Source organism: Kitasatospora sp. NPDC089913 (genome assembly GCF_044748625.1).
In the GTDB taxonomy this organism is placed as follows: Bacteria; Actinomycetota; Actinomycetes; order Streptomycetales; family Streptomycetaceae; genus Kitasatospora.
The window spans coordinates 119,067-135,677 of the sequence record NZ_JBIVGI010000011.1 but is presented as its reverse complement, the minus strand read 5'-3'; the positions used below and the strand labels follow the sequence as shown (position 1 = coordinate 135,677).

The following is a 16,611-nucleotide window of genomic DNA, read 5'->3' as shown; positions in this document are numbered from 1 at the left end:
TCATGCTGATCCCCCGTCGGGTCAAGCACCGCAAGCAGCACCACCCGAAGCGCCGCGGCGCTTCGAAGGGTGGCACCGAGCTCGCGTTCGGCGAGTACGGCATCCAGGCCGTCACCCCGGCCTACGTGACGAACCGGCAGATCGAGTCCGCTCGTATCGCCGTCACCCGTCACATCAAGCGTGGCGGCAAGGTCTGGATCAACATCTACCCGGACCGTCCGCTCACCAAGAAGCCGGCCGAGACCCGCATGGGTTCCGGTAAGGGTTCGCCCGAGTGGTGGATCGCGAACGTGCACCCGGGTCGGGTCATGTTCGAGCTGTCGTACCCCAACGAGAAGGTGGCTCGTGAGGCGCTGACCCGCGCAGCTCACAAGCTCCCGATGAAGTGCCGGATCATCCGGCGCGAGGCAGGTGAGAGCTGATGTCGGCCGGCACCAAGGCTGCTGACCTCCGCGAGCTGGACAACGAGGGTCTCGTTGCCAAGCTCCGTGAGGCCAAGGAGGAGCTGTTCAACCTCCGCTTCCAGGCGGCGACCGGGCAGCTCGACAACCACGGACGGCTCAAGCTCGTCCGTAAGGACATCGCGCGGATCTACACCCTGATGCGCGAGCGCGAGCTGGGCATCGAGACGGTGGAGAGCGCCTGATGACTGAGAACACCAACGAGACGCGCGGTTTCCGCAAGACCCGTGAGGGTCTCGTCGTCAGCGACAAGATGGACAAGACCGTCGTCGTCGCCGTCGAGGACCGCGTCAAGCACGCTCTGTACGGCAAGGTCATCCGCCGTACGAACAAGCTGAAGGCGCACGACGAGGCGAACGCCTGCGGCATCGGCGACCGGGTCCTCCTCGCGGAGACCCGCCCGCTGTCCGCGACGAAGCGCTGGCGCGTCGTCGAGATCCTCGAGAAGGCCAAGTAACGAAGTTGATGCGGTACGGCCGTATGTGCACCAGGTCCCTCGTGGACGCCGGTGTGAGCAGCGGCCGGCCCGTCAGCTCTCGTTGACGATCAGGAGAAAGCTGTGATCCAGCAGGAGTCGCGACTGCGAGTCGCCGACAACACGGGCGCGAAGGAAATCCTTTGCATCCGCGTTCTCGGTGGTTCCGGTCGCCGCTACGCCGGCATCGGGGACGTCATCGTCGCGACCGTCAAGGACGCGATCCCCGGCGGTTCGGTCAAGAAGGGTGACGTCGTCAAGTGCGTCGTCGTCCGCACCGTGAAGTCGCGCCGTCGTCCCGACGGTTCGTACATCCGGTTCGACGAGAACGCCGCTGTCGTCCTCAAGAACACCGATGGCGACCCGCGCGGTACCCGCATCTTCGGCCCGGTGGGCCGCGAGCTGCGTGACAAGAAGTTCATGAAGATCATCTCGCTTGCGCCGGAGGTGCTCTAACTCATGGCGAACAGCATGAAGATCAAGAAGGGTGACCTGGTCCAGGTCATCACCGGCAAGGACCGCGGCAAGCAGGGCAAGGTCATCCAGGCCATGCCCGCCGAGAACAAGGTCCTGGTCGAGGGTGTCAACCGGGTCAAGAAGCACACCAAGCCGGGTCCGGGCACCCAGGGTGGCATTGTCACCGTCGAGGCCCCGGTGCACGTCTCCAACGTCCAGCTGGTCGTGGAGAAGGACGGCAAGAAGGTCGTCACCCGCGTTGGCTACCGCTTCGACGACGAGGGCAACAAGATCCGCGTTGCCAAGCGAACCGGTGAGGACATCTGATGTCTGAGACGACTGTTGAGAAGGTGACCCCCCGTCTCAAGGAGCGTTACAACTCCGAGATCAAGGGTCAGCTGCAGGAGCAGTTCTCGTACGAGAACGTCATGCTGACGCCCGGCCTGGTCAAGGTCGTCGTCAACATGGGTGTCGGCGAGGCCGCCCGTGACAGCAAGCTGATCGAGGGCGCGATCCGCGACCTCACCGCGATCACCGGCCAGAAGCCGGCCGTGACCAAGGCTCGCAAGTCCATCGCGCAGTTCAAGCTGCGCGAGGGCCAGCCGATCGGCACCCACGTCACCCTCCGCGGTGACCGCATGTGGGAGTTCCTGGACCGTCTGGTTTCGCTGGCCCTGCCGCGAATCCGTGACTTCCGCGGCCTCTCGCCGAAGCAGTTCGACGGCCGTGGCAACTACACCTTCGGTCTGACCGAGCAGGTTATGTTCCACGAGATCGACCAGGACAAGGTCGACCGTCAGCGCGGTATGGACATCACCGTCGTGACCACCGCTCAGACCGACGACGAGGGCCGGGCGCTCCTGCGTGCTCTGGGCTTCCCGTTCAAGGAGGCGTGAGCCAATGGCGAAGAAGTCCCTCATCGCGAAGGCCGAGCGGAAGCCGAAGTTCGGCGTCCGGGCCTACACCCGGTGCCAGCGCTGCGGCCGTCCGCACTCGGTGTACCGCAAGTTCGGCCTCTGCCGTGTCTGCCTCCGTGAGATGGCGCACCGCGGCGAGCTGCCGGGCGTGACCAAGAGCTCCTGGTAGTCCTCCTCCGCGAGGTCAGCCAGGTGCCCTGGGCACCCAGCGAAGCAGAGGTGCCCGATCCCACACCGGCCCGTTTTGGGCCTGCCGTACGGAGTCCCGTAAGGTAGTGGGGTCGGGCCCCCTGCCACGGCTTCCCCATGGATGCCCGTGGCCCTCTTGCGAGAGGGCTCGCACCCAGTCTTACGACGTCGCAGGTCCCCTGCGCTTGTGCCCCTGACGAACTCGGAAGAGTCCGGCAGGGGGACCTGGCGCGGAGAAACCGCGGCGAGAGAGGCCTGAGGCCATCATGACCATGACCGACCCCATCGCAGACATGCTCACGCGTCTGCGTAACGCGAACTCGGCGTACCACGACTCCGTGGCGATGCCGGCCAGCAAGATCAAGGCGCACGTCGCCGAGATCCTGCAGCAGGAGGGGTACATCTCCTCCTACAAGGTTGAGGAGCCGGTTGAGGGCGAGGTCGGCAAGAAGCTGACCATCGAGCTCAAGTTCGGCCCCAACCGTGAGCGCTCCATTGCCGGCATCAAGCGCATCAGCAAGCCGGGTCTGCGCGTTTACGCAAAGTCCACCAACCTGCCGAAGGTTCTCGGCGGCCTGGGCGTGGCGATCATCTCCACGTCCTCCGGCCTCCTGACCGACAAGCAGGCCGCCAAGAAGGGCGTAGGCGGAGAAGTTCTCGCCTACGTCTGGTAATTCGGGAAACGGAGGTACAGCAATGTCGCGCATTGGACGGCTGCCCATCCAGGTCCCCGCTGGCGTGGACGTCACCATCGATGGCCAGACGGTCTCGGTGAAGGGTCCGAAGGGCTCCCTCACCCACGTCGTCGCCGCGCCGATCGAGATCGGCAAGGGCGAGGACGGCATTCTGGCTGTCACCCGCCCCAACGACGAGCGTCAGTCGAAGGCCCTGCACGGCCTGACCCGCACGCTGGTGGCGAACATGATCACCGGTGTGACCGCGGGCTACCGCAAGTCGCTGGAGATCAGCGGTGTCGGCTACCGAGTTCTGGCGAAGGGCTCCGACATGGAGTTCCAGCTGGGCTACAGCCACCCGATCCTCGTCGAGGCGCCCGAGGGCATCTCCTTCGTCGTCGAGTCGGCCACCAAGTTCCACGTGGACGGCATCGACAAGCAGAAGGTCGGCGAGGTCGCCGCGAAGATCCGCAAGCTGCGCAAGCCCGACCCGTACAAGGCCAAGGGTGTCAAGTACGCGGGCGAGGTTATCCGCCGCAAGGTCGGAAAGAGTGGTAAGTAAGCGATGAGTGTCTCTGTCAAGATCGGCAAGGGCAACGCCTACAAGAGCGCCGCTCGCAAGCGCCGCGCGATCCGGGTTCGCAAGCGCGTCACCGGCACCGAGGTGCGTCCGCGCCTCGTGGTGACCCGTTCGAACCGCCACATGGTCGCCCAGGTCATCGACGACGCCAAGGGTCACACCCTGGCGTCGGCGTCCACCCTCGACGTGTCCATCAAGGGCGCCGAGGGCGACAAGACCGAGCTGGCCAAGAAGGTCGGGAGCCTGGTCGCCGAGCGCGCCAAGGCTGCCGGCATCGAGTCGGTCGTCTTCGACCGCGCGGGCAACCGGTACGCCGGCCGCATCGCCGCCCTGGCGGACGCGGCCCGCGAGGCCGGGCTCGACTTCTAAGCCGCTCGTCGACTCTGTCGGCGGACGTAATCGAGAGAGGTAATTCCAATGGCTGGACCCCAGCGCCGCGGTAGCGGCGCCGGCGGCGGCACCGGTGGCGAGCGGCGCGACCGTAAGCGTGACGACCGGGGCAACGCCCCCGCCGTCGAGAAGACCGCTTACGTCGAGCGCGTCGTCGCGATCAACCGTGTCGCCAAGGTTGTCAAGGGTGGTCGTCGTTTCTCCTTCACCGCGCTGGTCGTGGTGGGCGATGGCGACGGCACCGTGGGTGTCGGTTACGGGAAGGCGAAGGAGGTTCCGGCCGCCATCGCCAAGGGTGTTGAGGAGGCCAAGAAGAACTTCTTCAAGGTCCCCCGTATCCAGGGCACCATCCCCCACCCGATCCAGGGTGAGAAGGCCGCCGGCGTTGTGCTCCTGAAGCCCGCCGCCCCCGGTACCGGTGTTATCGCCGGTGGTCCGGTGCGCGCCGTCCTGGAGTGCGCCGGCATCCACGACATCCTGTCGAAGTCGCTCGGCTCGGACAACGCGATCAACATCGTGCACGCCACCGTGGCCGCTCTGAAGGGCCTCGTGCGCCCCGAGGAGATCGCCGCCCGTCGTGGCCTGCCGCTGGAGGACGTGGCCCCCGCCGCTCTGCTGCGGGCGCGTGCTGCTGGGGTGAGCGCCTGATGGCTCGCCTCAAGATCACGCAGACCAAGTCGTACATCGGCAGCAAGCAGAATCACCGTGACACCCTGCGTTCGCTCGGTCTCAAGCGCATGCACGACGTCGTGGTGAAGGAGGACCGTCCCGAGATCCGTGGGATGGCCCAGACCGTTCGTCACCTCGTGACGGTTGAGGAGGTGGACTGATCATGGGCGAGAACCCGATCAAGATCCACAACCTGCGTCCCGCCCCGGGTGCCAAGACCGACAAGATCCGTGTGGGTCGTGGTGAGGCGTCCAAGGGTAAGACCGCTGGTCGTGGTACCAAGGGCACCAAGGCCCGCTACCAGGTTCCGCAGCGCTTCGAGGGTGGCCAGATGCCGCTCCACATGCGCCTGCCGAAGCTGAAGGGCTTCAAGAACCCGTTCAAGATCACGTTCCAGGTCGTCAACCTCGACAAGCTGGCCGAGCTCTACCCGCAGGGTGGAGAGGTCACGGTCGAGGACCTGGTCGCCAAGGGCGCGGTTCGCAAGAACTCCCTCGTCAAGGTGCTCGGCACCGGCGAGATCTCGGTCGCCCTGCAGGTGACGGTGGACGCCGTCTCCGGCTCCGCCACCGAGAAGATCGTCGCCGCCGGCGGCACCGTCACCGAGCTCGTCTGAGCCCGCTGACTTCGTGAGCCCCGCGTTTCCCGTTCCGGGAAGCGCGGGGCTCACGCCTTTTCCGGACTTTCCCCGGCCCGGGGCGGTCCGGATTGCGGTGAACGGGCTCTCGTTCTTTTGTGTGGCAAAACCGGGCATCCCGTACCCCATGAGTGGGGGAGAGGGCGTACGCGCTTCTTTCGAGTGGCCGTGCACTGTTAGAGTCCGTGGAGTTCCCTTGTAGGCTGCGCGCAGGCTCGCCTGTGCCGTCTGTACGGGGCCCGAACCGCAAACTCCCCATTCCAGGACCGACCCTCCCGCCGACGACGTGCGGGAGGCGCAGGAGGCACCGTGCTCAGTGCGTTCGCGCGGGCGTTCCAGACGCCCGACCTGCGCAAGAAGCTGCTGTTCACGCTGGGCATCATGGTGCTGTTCCGGCTGGGCTCGCACGTTCCCGTACCCGGGGTCGACTTCGAGGCGGTTCACGCCTGCATCAAGGAGACCAAGAACAACGGGCTCTTCGGCCTGGTGAACCTGTTCTCCGGCGGCGCTCTGCTCCAGTTGACGATCTTCGCCCTCGGCATCATGCCGTACATCACGGCGAGCATCATCCTCCAGCTCCTCACGGTCGTGATCCCACGACTCGAGGCGCTGAAGAAGGAGGGGCAGGCCGGCCAGGCGAAGATCACCCAGTACACCCGTTACCTCACCATCGCGCTGGCGGTGCTCCAGGGCACCGGGATCGTGGCGACCGCGTCCAGCGGCGCCCTCTTCTCCGGGTGCGTCTACGCCAACCAGATCGTCCCGGACACCGGGGTGTTCCGGATCGCCGTGATGGTCCTGACCATGACCGCCGGCACCACGGTGATCATGTGGCTCGGCGAGCTCATCACCGACCGGGGCATCGGCAACGGCATGTCGCTGCTGATCTTCACCTCGATCGCGGCGCAGTTCCCCACCTCGATGTGGGCGATCAAGCAGTCCGGCACCATCGGCGGCGGCTGGGTCGAGTTCCTCTCGGTCATCGCGATCGGCGTCATCGTTGTGATGCTCGTCATCTTCGTCGAGCAGGCGCAGCGCCGGATCCCGGTCCAGTACGCGAAGCGGATGATCGGCCGTCGGGCCTTCGGCGGGACGTCGACCTACATCCCGCTCAAGGTGAACCAGGCCGGTGTCATCCCGGTCATCTTCGCCTCGTCGCTGCTGTACATCCCCGCCCTGGTGGTTCAGCTGACCAACAGTCAGTCGAGCTGGGCGGTCTGGATCACCAAGCACTTCGTCCGCGGTGACCACCCGGTCTACATGGCCACGTACTTCCTGCTGATCGTCTTCTTCGCCTTCTTCTACGTCGCGATCTCCTTCAACCCCGAAGAAGTTGCCGACAACATGAAGAAGTATGGTGGGTTCATCCCGGGCATCCGGGCCGGCCGCCCGACGGCCGAGTACCTGAACTACGTGCTCACCCGCATCACGTGGCCGGGTTCGCTCTACCTGGGCCTGATCGCGTTGATCCCGATGATCGCCCTGGTCGCCTTCGGACAGCAGACCAACTTCCCGTTCGGCGGCACCAGCGTGCTCATCGTCGTCGGCGTCGGACTCGAAACTGTGAAGCAGATCGAGAGCCAGCTCCAGCAGCGCAATTACGAAGGGTTCCTCCGCTGATGCGTATCGTCCTCGTCGGACCCCCCGGGGCCGGGAAGGGTACTCAGGCGCACCTCCTCGCCAAGACCCTGTCCATCCCCCACATCTCGACCGGCGACCTGTTCCGCGCCAACATCGGCCAGGGCACCCCGCTGGGTGTCGAGGCCAAGAGCTACATGGACGCGGGCCGCCTGGTGCCCGACGAGGTCACCATCGGGATGGCCAAGGACCGCATGCTCCAGGAGGACGCCGCCAACGGTTTCCTGCTGGACGGTTTCCCGCGCAACCTGGGCCAGGCGAAGGCGCTGGACGAGTTCCTCGCCGAGCAGGGCATCGCGCTGGACGGCGTGCTGGACCTCGAGGTCCCCGAGGACGAGGTCGTCCGCCGGATCGCCGGCCGCCGGCTGTGCCGCAACGACGGGGGCCACGTGTTCCACGTGGACTACAACCCGCCGAAGGCCGCCGGGGTCTGCGACGAGTGCGGCGGCGAGCTGTACCAGCGTTCGGACGACACCGAGGACAAGGTGCGGACCCGGCTCGAGGTCTACCACACGGAGACCGAGCCGATCATCGACTACTACCGCCAGCAGGGTCTGATCGCCACGATCCCCGCGCTCGGCAAGGTGGACGAGGTCACCGCCCGCGCGATCGAGGCGCTGAAGCAGGACAGCTGAGTTTTTTCAGCGACGTACGTACGGCCGCCGGCAAGGACCGCGCGGGAACCCAAGGAAGGCGTGACCCAGATGGTGGAGATCAAGACCCCCGAGCAGATCGCGAAGATGCGAGCGGCCGGGCTGGTCGTCGCCGAGGCGCTCAAGGCGTGCCGCGAGGCGGTCGCCCCGGGAATCACCACCCAGGAGCTCAACGACATCGCGGACAAGGTCATCACCGAGCACGGTGCGACCTCGAACTTCCGGGCGGACCACGGCGGCCTGTGGTTCCCGGGCGTGATCTGCGCCTCGGTGAACAACGAGGTCGTGCACGGCATCCCCGGTGACCGGGTGCTCCAGGAGGGCGACCTCATCTCGATCGACTGCGGCGCGATCCTGGACGGCTGGCACGGCGACGCGGCGATCTCGGTCGCGGTCGGCGAGGTGAGCCCCGAGGTGGAGATGCTGAGCCGGGTCACCGAGGGCTCGATGTGGGCCGGCATCGCCCAGATGAAGAAGGGCAACCGCCTGGTCGACGTCTCCAAGGCGATCGAGGGCTTCGTCCGCCGCCAGCCGCTGCCGCCCAAGGGCAAGTGGGGCATCACCGAGGGCTACGGCGGCCACGGCATCGGCACCGCGATGCACATGGAGCCGCACGTGCTGAACTACGTCGAGCGCGGCCGGGGCAAGGGCATGAAGCTGATCCCCGGCACCGTGCTGGCGATCGAGCCGATGGTCTCGCTCGGCACCCCGCACACCAAGGTGCTGGAGGACGACTGGACCGTGGTCACCAACGACGGCACCTGGGCCTCGCACTGGGAGCACTCGGTGGCGGTCACCGAGGAGGGCCCGCTGGTGCTCACCGCCTTCGACGGCGGCAAGGAGATGCTGGCCAGGCTGGGTGTCACGGCCGCGCCGGACCCGCTCGGCGTGTAGCGGACCGGGCCGGCCACCGGCCCGGCGAAGGACGCGGAGCCCTGGAGGTTTGGACCTCCAGGGCTTTTGTCCTATTTTTATGCGCTGGCAGTGGCTTCGAGCGAGGAGAGTGCAGTGTTCAAGGGATTCCGCGACTTCATGATGCGCGGCAACGTCGTCGACATGGCGGTCGGTGTGGTCATCGGCGCCGCGTTCACCGGCGTGGTGACCGGCTTCGTGTCCGCCTTCCTCACCCCGCTGGTGGGTGTGGTGGTCGGCGCCGCCGGCGACTTCGGCTCCTACAAGGCCACCATCGCCGGAGTGACCTTCCCGTACGGCCAGTTCCTCAACGTGCTGATCGCGTTCTTCATGACCGCCGCGGTGCTCTACTTCTGCGTGGTCCTGCCGGTGACCAAGGCGACCGCCCGCTACATGCCGAAGAAGCCGAAGACCCCGAAGCGTCCCTGCCCGGAGTGCCTGACCGAGATCCCCGAGGCCGCCCGCCGCTGCTCCGCCTGCACCGCCCACGTCGACCCGCTGGCCGTCCCGGTCGTTCCGGCCGCCACGACCGGCCGCTGACCGGAGCCCCCGTTTTGGTGCATCCCCCGCGCTGGCGTAGGATGGACCGTCGGCTCACTCGTAGCGTGCTCCAGCACGCCCTCTTCCCCCTCGTCGGGGTCGGGGTGGACCCAGGTTCGCACGAGCGTGCCGCATACGGTAGCCGGTCCCGGAAGGTGGATCTCGCAGTTCATGGCTAAGAAGCAAGGCGCCATTGAGATCGAGGGCACCGTGATCGAGTCTCTTCCGAACGCGATGTTCAAGGTCGAGCTGCAGAACGGTCACAAGGTCCTCGCGCACATCAGTGGCAAGATGCGCATGCACTACATCCGCATCCTGCCGGACGACCGGGTCGTGGTGGAGCTCAGCCCCTACGACCTGACGCGTGGCCGGATCGTCTACCGCTACAAGTAAGAACGCCAGATCTAGACCCGGAGAACCTGAAGCATGAAGGTCAAGCCGAGCGTCAAGAAGATCTGCGACAAGTGCAAGGTGATCCGCCGTCACGGCCGGGTCATGGTGATCTGCGACAACCTGCGCCACAAGCAGCGCCAGGGCTGATCTCTCTCCCGCATTTCTCGTAGTACTTCGCGCGACGCGAAAAACGTCATAAGCGGGCCACCCGATCCGTCCAGGACGGACTGCCGCCCCCGGTCAGAGGCCGGGGCTCCCTCACCGTGAGGTGTCGGAGTAGGTGGCTCGCCAGACCTCTGAAGAAACACAGGAGCCTTGAATGGCACGCCTCGCCGGCGTTGATCTCCCCCGTGAGAAGCGGATCGAGATCGCCCTCACCTACGTGTACGGCATCGGCCGTACCCGCGCCCAGCAGACCCTCGCCGAGACCGGTGTCAGCCCCGATGTCCGCGTTCGCGACATCGCCGAGGAAGACCTGGTCAAGCTGAGCCAGTACATCGACGCCAACTTCACGGTCGAGGGTGACCTCCGCCGCGAGGTGGCCGCCGACATCCGCCGCAAGGTCGAGATCGGCTGCTACGAGGGTCTGCGTCACCGCCGCGGCCTGCCGGTCCGCGGTCAGCGCACCCACACCAACGCGCGTACCCGCAAGGGCCCGCGTCGCGCGATCGCCGGTAAGAAGAAGCCGGGCAAGAAGTAGTCCGTCCCGTAACCGGACATCCCTCCGGCCCGCGGGTCAGCGGACCGACCACCTCAGTAGGAGAACAGACTTATGCCCCCCAAGGGTCGTCAGGCTGCCGGCGCGAAGAAGATCCGCCGCAAGGAAAAGAAGAACGTCGCTCACGGCCACGCGCACATCAAGAGCACGTTCAACAACACCATCGTTTCGATCACCGACCCCTCGGGCAACGTGATCTCCTGGGCCTCCGCCGGCCACGTCGGCTTCAAGGGCTCGCGCAAGTCCACCCCGTTCGCCGCGCAGATGGCCGCCGAGGCCGCTGCCCGTCGCGCGCAGGAGCACGGCATGCGCAAGGTCGACGTCTTCGTGAAGGGTCCGGGCTCCGGCCGCGAGACCGCGATCCGTTCGCTCCAGGCCACCGGCCTGGAGGTCGGCTCGATCCAGGACGTCACCCCCACCCCGCACAACGGCTGCCGTCCGCCGAAGCGCCGCCGCGTCTGACGCAGCGCCTTCGGGCTCGCAGTCCACGTTTTAAACCTCGTACGGGGTCCCGTTTCGGACGGGACCCCGTACGCTGGTTCTGTTCGGCATCAAATAGTGGGTGCCGAAGATCTTCAGGAGGATCCACACCATGCTGATCGCTCAGCGCCCCTCGCTGACCGAAGAGGTCGTCGACGAGTTCCGCTCGCGGTTCGTGATCGAGCCGCTCGAGCCGGGCTTCGGCTACACCCTCGGCAACTCCCTGCGCCGCACGCTCCTCTCCTCGATCCCGGGTGCCGCTGTCACCAGCATCCGCGTCGACGGTGTCCTGCACGAGTTCACCACCGTGCCGGGCGTCAAGGAGGACGTGACCGACCTCATCCTCAACATCAAGCAGCTGGTCGTCTCCTCGGAGCACGACGAGCCGGTCGTGATGTACCTGCGCAAGCAGGGCCCGGGTGTCGTCACCGCCGCCGACATCGCGCCCCCGGCCGGTGTCGAGGTGCACAACCCCGAGCTGATCCTCGCCACGCTGAACGGCAAGGGCAAGCTGGAGATGGAGCTGACCGTCGAGCGCGGTCGCGGCTACGTCTCCGCCGTCCAGAACAAGGCCTCCGGCCAGGAGATCGGCCGCATCCCGGTCGACTCGATCTACAGCCCCGTGCTGAAGGTCACCTACAAGGTCGAGGCGACCCGTGTCGAGCAGCGCACCGACTTCGACAAGCTGATCGTCGACGTCGAGACCAAGCCCGCCATGCGTCCGCGCGACGCCATGGCCTCGGCCGGCAAGACCCTGGTGGAGCTGTTCGGCCTCGCCCGTGAGCTGAACATCGACGCCGAGGGCATCGACATGGGCCCGTCCCCGACGGACGCCGCCCTGGCCGCCGACCTGGCGCTGCCGATCGAGGAGCTCGAGCTCACCGTTCGGTCGTACAACTGCCTCAAGCGCGAGGGCATCCACACCGTGGGTGAGCTCGTCGCCCGCTCCGAGGCCGACCTGCTCGACATCCGCAACTTTGGTGCGAAGTCGATCGACGAGGTCAAGGCGAAGCTGGCCGGCATGGGCCTGGCCCTCAAGGACAGCCCGCCCGGGTTCGACCCGACCGCCGCCGCCGACGCCTTCGGCGCCGACGACCTGGACGACGCGGGTTACGCGGAGACCGAGCAGTACTGAGAGACTTGACCGCGGGGGCGGTTCCCCGGAACCGCCCCCGTCGTCGTGAAAGTCGTGCGGACACAGTGTCCGTACGCCCGCTGCGGTACCTGGTACGGCCGCAGTCGGAGATTCGAGGAGTAATTCCATGCCGCGTCCCACCAAGGGTGCCCGCCTCGGCGGCGGCCCGCACCACGAGCCGCTGCTGCTCGCCGGTCTGTGCCGTGAGCTGTTCCAGTACGGCCGCATCACCACGACCGAGGCCAAGGCCCGTCGGATGCGCCCGCTGGCGGAGAAGCTGATCACCAAGGCGAAGAAGGGCGACATCCACAACCGTCGCCTGGTGCGCAAGACCATCACCGACATCTCGGTGCTGCACACCCTCTTCACCGAGATCGCGCCGCGCTACGAGAACCGCCCGGGTGGCTACACCCGTATCACCAAGATCGGTCCCCGTCGTGGCGACAACGCCCCGATGGCCGTGATCGAGCTGGTCGAGGCGCTGACCGTCGCGCAGACCGCCGTCGGCGAGGCCGAGGCCGCCACCAAGCGCGCCGTCAAGGAGGCCGACGAGGCCAAGGTCGAGGCCCCCAAGGCCGACGAGGCCGAGGCCGCCGAGCAGGCCTGACACCCACCAGGTGTGTTGCGGGCCCGCTTCCCCATCCGTGGGGGAGCGGGCCCGTTCCTCTTTGTCCAGCTTCTTCGTCCAGCCAGCCTCTATGTCCAGGGAGTGGAGAGCAGTGGTCAACGATTGCGCCGAGCGGCCGCCGGTGAAGGACGGCCCGGCCGACGGGTACGTCCGGGTCCGGCTGGACCTCGCGTACCACGGCGCCGAGTTCTCCGGCTGGGCCCGGCAGAAGGGCGGCCGGCGGACGGTCCAGGAGGAGATCGAGACCGCGCTGCAGATCGTCACCCGCAGCCAGGAGCTCCACCCGCTCACCGTGGCCGGCCGCACCGACGCCGGTGTGCACGCCCGCGGCCAGGTCGCCCACGTCGACCTGCCGGCCGAGCTGTGGGAGGCGCACCGGGAGAAGCTGATGCGCCGGCTGGCCGGGCGGCTGCCCGGTGACGTCCGGATCTACCGGGTGGGCGAGGCCCCGGCCGGCTTCGACGCCCGCTTCTCGGCGATCTGGCGCCGCTACGCCTACCGGGTCGCGGACCACCCCGGCGGGGTCGACCCGCTGCTGCGCGGCCACGTGCTCTGGCACGACCGGCCGCTCGACCTGGACCGGATGAACGCCGCCGCCCGGCTGCTGCTGGGCGAGCACGACTTCGCGGCGTACTGCAAGAAGCGGGAGGGCGCGACCACCATCCGCACCCTGCTGGAGCTGCGCTGGGACCGGGTCCCGGTGGACGGCTACGCGTCCCAGGAGGGCTCGCTCGCGGTCGCCACCGTGCGGGCCGACGCCTTCTGCCACAACATGGTGCGCGCCCTGGTCGGCGCGATGCTGCTGGTCGGCGACGGCCACCGGCCGGTGGAGTTCCCCGGCGAGGTGCTGGCCGGCGGTGTGCGCAACTCCGCCGTCAACGTGATCCGGCCGTACGGGCTGACCCTGGAGGAGGTCGGCTACCCGGCCGACGAACAGCTCGCCGAGCGCAACCGCGCCGCCCGCCGGATGCGCACCCTCCCCGGTGCCTCGCCGGTCCCCGACGCCCCGCTCGGCTCCACCCTCCCGTCAGGCCCCGGCGCCACCTAATCCATTTGGGTCCGGGGCGGCGGCTTGGGACAATCTCCCCCATGGGACACGTCGAGATTTCGCACCTGGAGTACTACCTGCCGGACGGGCGGGTGCTGTTCGACGACGCGTCCTTCCGGGTGGGGGAGGGCGCGGCCGTCGCACTGGTCGGCGCCAACGGCGCGGGCAAGACCACGCTGCTGCGCATGATCGCGGGCGACCTCCAGCCGCACGGCGGCTCGGTGACGATCAGCGGCGGGCTCGGCGTGATGCGCCAGTTCGTCGGCACCACCGGCCGCGAGGAGCAGAAGAAGGCCGGCGACGAGCAGGAGGGCCCGGGCGCGCTGCCCGCCGACGCCTCGGTGCGCGACCTGCTGGTCTCCGTCGCCCCCGCGCGGATCGCCAAGGCCGCCCGCGCGGTCGACGCCGCCGAGCTGGCGATGATCGCCCAGGACGACGAGAAGACGCAGATGGCCTACGCCCAGGCGCTCTCCGACTGGGCCGACGTCGGCGGCTACGACTACGAGACCGACTGGGACGTCTGCACCACGGCCGCCCTGGGGATGCCCTTCGACAAGGCCCAGTGGCGCGGCCTGAACACGCTCTCCGGCGGCGAGCAGAAGCGGCTCGTGCTGGAGGCGCTGCTGCGCGGCCCCGAGGAGGTGCTGCTGCTCGACGAGCCGGACAACTACCTGGACGTCCCGGGCAAGCGCTGGCTGGAGGAGGCCATCCGGGCCACCCCGAAGACCGTGCTGTTCATCTCCCACGACCGCGAACTGCTGTCCCGGACCGCCGAGAAGATCATCAGCGTCGAGTCCGGCGCGGCCGGCTCCAGCGTCTGGGTGCACGGCGGCGGGTTCGACTCCTTCCACGAGGCCCGCAAGGCCCGGTTCGAGCGCTTCGAGGAACTGCGCCGCCGCTGGGACGAGGAGCACGCCAAGCTCAAGAAGCTCGTCGTCAACCTGCGCCAGGCCGCCTCGGTCAGCCACGACATGGCCTCCCGCTACTCGGCCGCGCAGACCAGGCTGAAGAAGTTCGAGGACGCCGGCCCGCCCGAGGCCCCGCCGCGCGAGCAGAGCATCACGATGCGGCTCAAGGGCGGGCGCACCGGGGTGCGCGCCTTCACCATGGAGCAGCTGGAGCTCACCGGTCTGATGAAGCCCTTCGACCTGGAGGTCTTCTACGGCGAGCGGGTCGGGGTGCTGGGGTCCAACGGCTCCGGCAAGTCGCACTTCCTGCGGCTGCTGGCGGGCGACGGCACGGTGGCCCACACCGGGGCCTGGAAGCTCGGCGCCCGGGTGGTGCCGGGCCACTTCCGGCAGACCCACGCCCACCCGGAGCTGCTGGGCCGCACCGTCCGCTCGATCGTGGAGGAGGAGCACGCGCTCGGCCGCGGCGCCGCGATGGGCGTGCTGCGCCGGTACGAGCTGGACCGGCAGGAGGAGCAGAAGTTCGAGTCGCTCTCCGGCGGGCAGCAGGCCCGGCTGATGATCCTCAAGCTGGAGCTGTCCGGCGTCACCGCGCTGCTGCTCGACGAGCCGACCGACAACCTGGACCTGGAGAGCGCCGAGGCGCTGCAGGCCGGGCTGGAGGCCTTCGACGGCACTGTGCTGTGCGTCACCCACGACCGGTGGTTCGCCCGGACCTTCGACCGTTTCCTGGTCTTCGGCGCGGACGGCCGGGTCTACGAGTCCCCGGAGCCGGTCTGGGACGTCAGCCGGGTCGAGCGGGACCGCTGATCAGGGGCCCGGGAGACCGTTCCGGCGGGGAGGATTTTGACCGTCCCCGTCCGGCCCGGTAGCCTGGGCGCTTGATGTGCGTATTGGCTCGCTCTATCTCACGTGAGAGGTCGGTACGCCGGAGACATCAGGTCGACGACCAGCGGCTCCCCCTTGAATTGCGTCCAAGGCGGCCAGGCTGATCCCTCCTCCAGGTGCTCCTGTCAGGACTCACTCACTGAAAAGCGAAGGCATACGACCGTGCGTACGTACAGCCCCAAGCCCGGCGACGTCCAGCGTCAGTGGCACGTCATCGACGCGACCGACGTCGTGCTCGGCCGTCTGGCCTCCCAGGCCGCCAACCTCCTCCGGGGTAAGCACAAGGCGATCTACGCGCCGCACGTTGACACTGGTGACTTCGTCATCATCATCAACGCCGACAAGGTGCACCTGTCGGGCAACAAGAAGACCCAGAAGCTGGCTTACCGCCACAGCGGCTTCCCGGGCGGTCTCCGCTCGGTCCGCTACGACGACCTCCTGGCGAACAACCCGGAGAAGGCCGTCGAGAAGGCCATCAAGGGCATGATCCCCAAGAACACCCTGGGCCGCCAGATGCTCTCGAAGCTGAAGGTCTACTCGGGCGACCAGCACCCGCACGCTGCGCAGCAGCCGGTGCCGTTCGAGATCACCCAGGTCGCGCAGTAATTCCGGCCACCAAGCCCCCCATCACTGAAAAGAGCTGAGGAACATCGTGGCCGAGACCACTGAAACCCTTGAGGTCGAGTTCGACGAGACTGTCGTCGAGGGCGAGTACACCTCCGAGGAGAACTACACCTCCGAGTCCCTGGCCGGCCGCTTCGGCGAGGCCGTCCCCGGCGCCGGCCTCGGCCGTCGCAAGGAGGCGATCGCCCGCGTGCGCATCGTCCCGGGCACCGGGCAGTGGAAGATCAACGGTCGCACCCTGGAGAACTACTTCCCCAACAAGGTGCACCAGCAGACCGTGAACGAGCCCTTCAAGCTCCTCGAGCTGGACGGCCGTTACGACGTCGTCGCCCGCATCTCGGGTGGCGGCGTCTCCGGTCAGGCCTACGCGCTGCGCCTCGGTGTCGCCCGTGCCCTGAACGAGGCGGACGTGGACAACAACCGCGCCGCCCTCAAGAAGGCCGGCTTCCTGATGCGTGACGCCCGCGCCGTCGAGCGCAAGAAGGCCGGTCTCAAGAAGGCCCGCAAGGCGCCGCAGTACAGCAAGCGCTAATTGCGCCCCCGGGGGTGCGCACCGCCCTGGTGGTGTACGCCCCCGGACGCGCTCCATACGCCCCGG

The 16,611-nt window shown here is 67.7% G+C and carries 27 protein-coding genes; all 27 read left to right on the top strand.

What is annotated here, in order from left to right; genetic code table 11:
- Window positions 1-2: 2 nt before the first annotated feature.
- The 27 genes from rplP to rpsI all read left to right on the top strand — a co-directional run bounded on the left by rplP (window position 3) and on the right by rpsI (window position 16,545).
- Window positions 3-422 carry a 50S ribosomal protein L16 gene (gene rplP, locus ACIPYS_RS18985; RefSeq protein WP_030393299.1) on the top strand — a complete coding sequence of 140 codons (420 nt, stop codon included), beginning with the start codon at window positions 3-5 and terminating at the stop codon, window positions 420-422.
- Window positions 422-646 carry a 50S ribosomal protein L29 gene (rpmC, locus tag ACIPYS_RS18980; RefSeq protein WP_049649042.1) on the top strand — a complete coding sequence of 75 codons (225 nt, stop codon included), beginning with the start codon at window positions 422-424 and terminating at the stop codon, window positions 644-646. The genes rplP and rpmC overlap by 1 nt, the downstream gene beginning before the upstream one ends.
- On the top strand, window positions 646-918 hold the full coding sequence (gene rpsQ / locus ACIPYS_RS18975; RefSeq protein WP_030055826.1) for a 30S ribosomal protein S17: 273 nt from the start codon (window positions 646-648) through the stop codon (window positions 916-918). Before rpmC ends, rpsQ begins: the two co-directional genes overlap by 1 nt.
- A gap of 102 nt (window positions 919-1,020) precedes the next feature.
- On the top strand, window positions 1,021-1,392 hold the full coding sequence (gene rplN, locus ACIPYS_RS18970; RefSeq protein WP_030393301.1) for a 50S ribosomal protein L14: 372 nt from the start codon (window positions 1,021-1,023) through the stop codon (window positions 1,390-1,392).
- Window positions 1,393-1,407: 15 nt separating this feature from the next.
- A complete protein-coding gene (gene rplX / locus ACIPYS_RS18965; protein WP_030055828.1) occupies window positions 1,408-1,719 on the top strand; it encodes a 50S ribosomal protein L24 in 312 nt (103 codons plus the stop codon).
- On the top strand, window positions 1,719-2,288 hold the full coding sequence (gene rplE, locus ACIPYS_RS18960) for a 50S ribosomal protein L5 (RefSeq protein WP_030393302.1): 570 nt from the start codon (window positions 1,719-1,721) through the stop codon (window positions 2,286-2,288). Before rplX ends, rplE begins: the two co-directional genes overlap by 1 nt.
- Window positions 2,289-2,292: 4 nt before the next feature.
- Window positions 2,293-2,478 (top strand): type Z 30S ribosomal protein S14, encoded by a 186-nt coding sequence (locus ACIPYS_RS18955; RefSeq protein ID WP_030393303.1) that lies wholly within the window; start codon window positions 2,293-2,295, stop codon window positions 2,476-2,478.
- A gap of 286 nt (window positions 2,479-2,764) precedes the next feature.
- Complete coding sequence (rpsH, locus tag ACIPYS_RS18950) at window positions 2,765-3,172, top strand: 30S ribosomal protein S8 (RefSeq protein ID WP_030055831.1); 408 nt, start codon at window positions 2,765-2,767, stop codon at window positions 3,170-3,172.
- A gap of 22 nt (window positions 3,173-3,194) precedes the next feature.
- Window positions 3,195-3,734, top strand: a complete 540-nt coding sequence (gene rplF, locus ACIPYS_RS18945) for a 50S ribosomal protein L6 (protein WP_030393304.1) — start codon at window positions 3,195-3,197, stop codon at window positions 3,732-3,734.
- Between the two features lie 3 nt (window positions 3,735-3,737).
- Complete coding sequence (gene rplR / locus ACIPYS_RS18940; RefSeq protein WP_030055833.1) at window positions 3,738-4,121, top strand: 50S ribosomal protein L18; 384 nt, start codon at window positions 3,738-3,740, stop codon at window positions 4,119-4,121.
- Between the two features lie 48 nt (window positions 4,122-4,169).
- Complete coding sequence (rpsE, locus tag ACIPYS_RS18935) at window positions 4,170-4,790, top strand: 30S ribosomal protein S5 (RefSeq protein ID WP_030393306.1); 621 nt, start codon at window positions 4,170-4,172, stop codon at window positions 4,788-4,790.
- Window positions 4,790-4,972 carry a 50S ribosomal protein L30 gene (gene rpmD / locus ACIPYS_RS18930; RefSeq protein ID WP_030251557.1) on the top strand — a complete coding sequence of 61 codons (183 nt, stop codon included), beginning with the start codon at window positions 4,790-4,792 and terminating at the stop codon, window positions 4,970-4,972. The genes rpsE and rpmD overlap by 1 nt, the downstream gene beginning before the upstream one ends.
- A 2-nt stretch (window positions 4,973-4,974) precedes the next feature.
- Complete coding sequence (gene rplO, locus ACIPYS_RS18925) at window positions 4,975-5,427, top strand: 50S ribosomal protein L15 (protein WP_093861720.1); 453 nt, start codon at window positions 4,975-4,977, stop codon at window positions 5,425-5,427.
- A gap of 330 nt (window positions 5,428-5,757) precedes the next feature.
- Complete coding sequence (gene secY / locus ACIPYS_RS18920) at window positions 5,758-7,068, top strand: preprotein translocase subunit SecY (RefSeq protein ID WP_093861721.1); 1,311 nt, start codon at window positions 5,758-5,760, stop codon at window positions 7,066-7,068.
- On the top strand, window positions 7,068-7,721 hold the full coding sequence (locus tag ACIPYS_RS18915) for an adenylate kinase (RefSeq protein WP_093861722.1): 654 nt from the start codon (window positions 7,068-7,070) through the stop codon (window positions 7,719-7,721). The genes secY and ACIPYS_RS18915 overlap by 1 nt, the downstream gene beginning before the upstream one ends.
- Before the next feature lie 69 nt (window positions 7,722-7,790).
- Window positions 7,791-8,633 (top strand): type I methionyl aminopeptidase, encoded by an 843-nt coding sequence (gene map / locus ACIPYS_RS18910; protein WP_400747507.1) that lies wholly within the window; start codon window positions 7,791-7,793, stop codon window positions 8,631-8,633.
- 114 nt (window positions 8,634-8,747) lie between these two features.
- On the top strand, window positions 8,748-9,191 hold the full coding sequence (mscL, locus tag ACIPYS_RS18905; protein ID WP_093861723.1) for a large conductance mechanosensitive channel protein MscL: 444 nt from the start codon (window positions 8,748-8,750) through the stop codon (window positions 9,189-9,191).
- Between the two features lie 171 nt (window positions 9,192-9,362).
- Window positions 9,363-9,584, top strand: a complete 222-nt coding sequence (gene infA / locus ACIPYS_RS18900) for a translation initiation factor IF-1 (protein ID WP_003956442.1) — start codon at window positions 9,363-9,365, stop codon at window positions 9,582-9,584.
- Between the two features lie 33 nt (window positions 9,585-9,617).
- Complete coding sequence (gene rpmJ, locus ACIPYS_RS18895) at window positions 9,618-9,731, top strand: 50S ribosomal protein L36 (RefSeq protein WP_003956441.1); 114 nt, start codon at window positions 9,618-9,620, stop codon at window positions 9,729-9,731.
- Between the two features lie 172 nt (window positions 9,732-9,903).
- The gene (rpsM, locus tag ACIPYS_RS18890; protein ID WP_093861724.1) at window positions 9,904-10,284 is read left to right on the top strand and encodes a 30S ribosomal protein S13; all 381 of its coding nucleotides are present in this window, start codon (window positions 9,904-9,906) and stop codon (window positions 10,282-10,284) included.
- 72 nt (window positions 10,285-10,356) lie between these two features.
- On the top strand, window positions 10,357-10,764 hold the full coding sequence (gene rpsK / locus ACIPYS_RS18885) for a 30S ribosomal protein S11 (RefSeq protein WP_014136257.1): 408 nt from the start codon (window positions 10,357-10,359) through the stop codon (window positions 10,762-10,764).
- 130 nt (window positions 10,765-10,894) lie between these two features.
- Window positions 10,895-11,917 carry a DNA-directed RNA polymerase subunit alpha gene (locus tag ACIPYS_RS18880; RefSeq protein WP_030393313.1) on the top strand — a complete coding sequence of 341 codons (1,023 nt, stop codon included), beginning with the start codon at window positions 10,895-10,897 and terminating at the stop codon, window positions 11,915-11,917.
- A gap of 127 nt (window positions 11,918-12,044) precedes the next feature.
- Window positions 12,045-12,524 carry a 50S ribosomal protein L17 gene (rplQ, locus tag ACIPYS_RS18875; protein WP_030393314.1) on the top strand — a complete coding sequence of 160 codons (480 nt, stop codon included), beginning with the start codon at window positions 12,045-12,047 and terminating at the stop codon, window positions 12,522-12,524.
- 112 nt (window positions 12,525-12,636) lie between these two features.
- Entirely contained in the window at window positions 12,637-13,593 is a 957-nt protein-coding gene (gene truA / locus ACIPYS_RS18870; RefSeq protein ID WP_400747378.1) for a tRNA pseudouridine(38-40) synthase TruA, read from the top strand.
- Between the two features lie 41 nt (window positions 13,594-13,634).
- Window positions 13,635-15,311, top strand: a complete 1,677-nt coding sequence (locus ACIPYS_RS18865; RefSeq protein WP_093861726.1) for an ABC-F family ATP-binding cassette domain-containing protein — start codon at window positions 13,635-13,637, stop codon at window positions 15,309-15,311.
- A 240-nt stretch (window positions 15,312-15,551) separates the two neighbouring features.
- Window positions 15,552-15,995, top strand: a complete 444-nt coding sequence (gene rplM, locus ACIPYS_RS18860) for a 50S ribosomal protein L13 (RefSeq protein WP_030393317.1) — start codon at window positions 15,552-15,554, stop codon at window positions 15,993-15,995.
- 46 nt (window positions 15,996-16,041) lie between these two features.
- Entirely contained in the window at window positions 16,042-16,545 is a 504-nt protein-coding gene (rpsI, locus tag ACIPYS_RS18855; RefSeq protein WP_093861727.1) for a 30S ribosomal protein S9, read from the top strand.
- Window positions 16,546-16,611: the final 66 nt, after the last annotated feature.

Coding starts and splice junctions, on each gene's coding strand:
- ACIPYS_RS18880 (WP_030393313.1), top strand. CDS start 10,895: ATGCTGATCGCTCAGCGCCCCTCGCTGACCGAAGAGGTCGTCGACGAG.
- rpsM (WP_093861724.1), top strand. CDS start 9,904: ATGGCACGCCTCGCCGGCGTTGATCTCCCCCGTGAGAAGCGGATCGAG.
- ACIPYS_RS18865 (WP_093861726.1), top strand. CDS start 13,635: ATGGGACACGTCGAGATTTCGCACCTGGAGTACTACCTGCCGGACGGG.
- rplO (WP_093861720.1), top strand. CDS start 4,975: ATGGGCGAGAACCCGATCAAGATCCACAACCTGCGTCCCGCCCCGGGT.
- rpsQ (WP_030055826.1), top strand. CDS start 646: ATGACTGAGAACACCAACGAGACGCGCGGTTTCCGCAAGACCCGTGAG.
- ACIPYS_RS18955 (WP_030393303.1), top strand. CDS start 2,293: ATGGCGAAGAAGTCCCTCATCGCGAAGGCCGAGCGGAAGCCGAAGTTC.
- rpsE (WP_030393306.1), top strand. CDS start 4,170: ATGGCTGGACCCCAGCGCCGCGGTAGCGGCGCCGGCGGCGGCACCGGT.
- infA (WP_003956442.1), top strand. CDS start 9,363: ATGGCTAAGAAGCAAGGCGCCATTGAGATCGAGGGCACCGTGATCGAG.
- rplR (WP_030055833.1), top strand. CDS start 3,738: ATGAGTGTCTCTGTCAAGATCGGCAAGGGCAACGCCTACAAGAGCGCC.
- rplE (WP_030393302.1), top strand. CDS start 1,719: ATGTCTGAGACGACTGTTGAGAAGGTGACCCCCCGTCTCAAGGAGCGT.
- rpsH (WP_030055831.1), top strand. CDS start 2,765: ATGACCATGACCGACCCCATCGCAGACATGCTCACGCGTCTGCGTAAC.
- rplP (WP_030393299.1), top strand. CDS start 3: ATGCTGATCCCCCGTCGGGTCAAGCACCGCAAGCAGCACCACCCGAAG.
- rpmD (WP_030251557.1), top strand. CDS start 4,790: ATGGCTCGCCTCAAGATCACGCAGACCAAGTCGTACATCGGCAGCAAG.
- rplQ (WP_030393314.1), top strand. CDS start 12,045: ATGCCGCGTCCCACCAAGGGTGCCCGCCTCGGCGGCGGCCCGCACCAC.
- rpmC (WP_049649042.1), top strand. CDS start 422: ATGTCGGCCGGCACCAAGGCTGCTGACCTCCGCGAGCTGGACAACGAG.
- ACIPYS_RS18915 (WP_093861722.1), top strand. CDS start 7,068: ATGCGTATCGTCCTCGTCGGACCCCCCGGGGCCGGGAAGGGTACTCAG.
- rplX (WP_030055828.1), top strand. CDS start 1,408: ATGAAGATCAAGAAGGGTGACCTGGTCCAGGTCATCACCGGCAAGGAC.
- rpsK (WP_014136257.1), top strand. CDS start 10,357: ATGCCCCCCAAGGGTCGTCAGGCTGCCGGCGCGAAGAAGATCCGCCGC.
- rplF (WP_030393304.1), top strand. CDS start 3,195: ATGTCGCGCATTGGACGGCTGCCCATCCAGGTCCCCGCTGGCGTGGAC.
- rpmJ (WP_003956441.1), top strand. CDS start 9,618: ATGAAGGTCAAGCCGAGCGTCAAGAAGATCTGCGACAAGTGCAAGGTG.
- map (WP_400747507.1), top strand. CDS start 7,791: ATGGTGGAGATCAAGACCCCCGAGCAGATCGCGAAGATGCGAGCGGCC.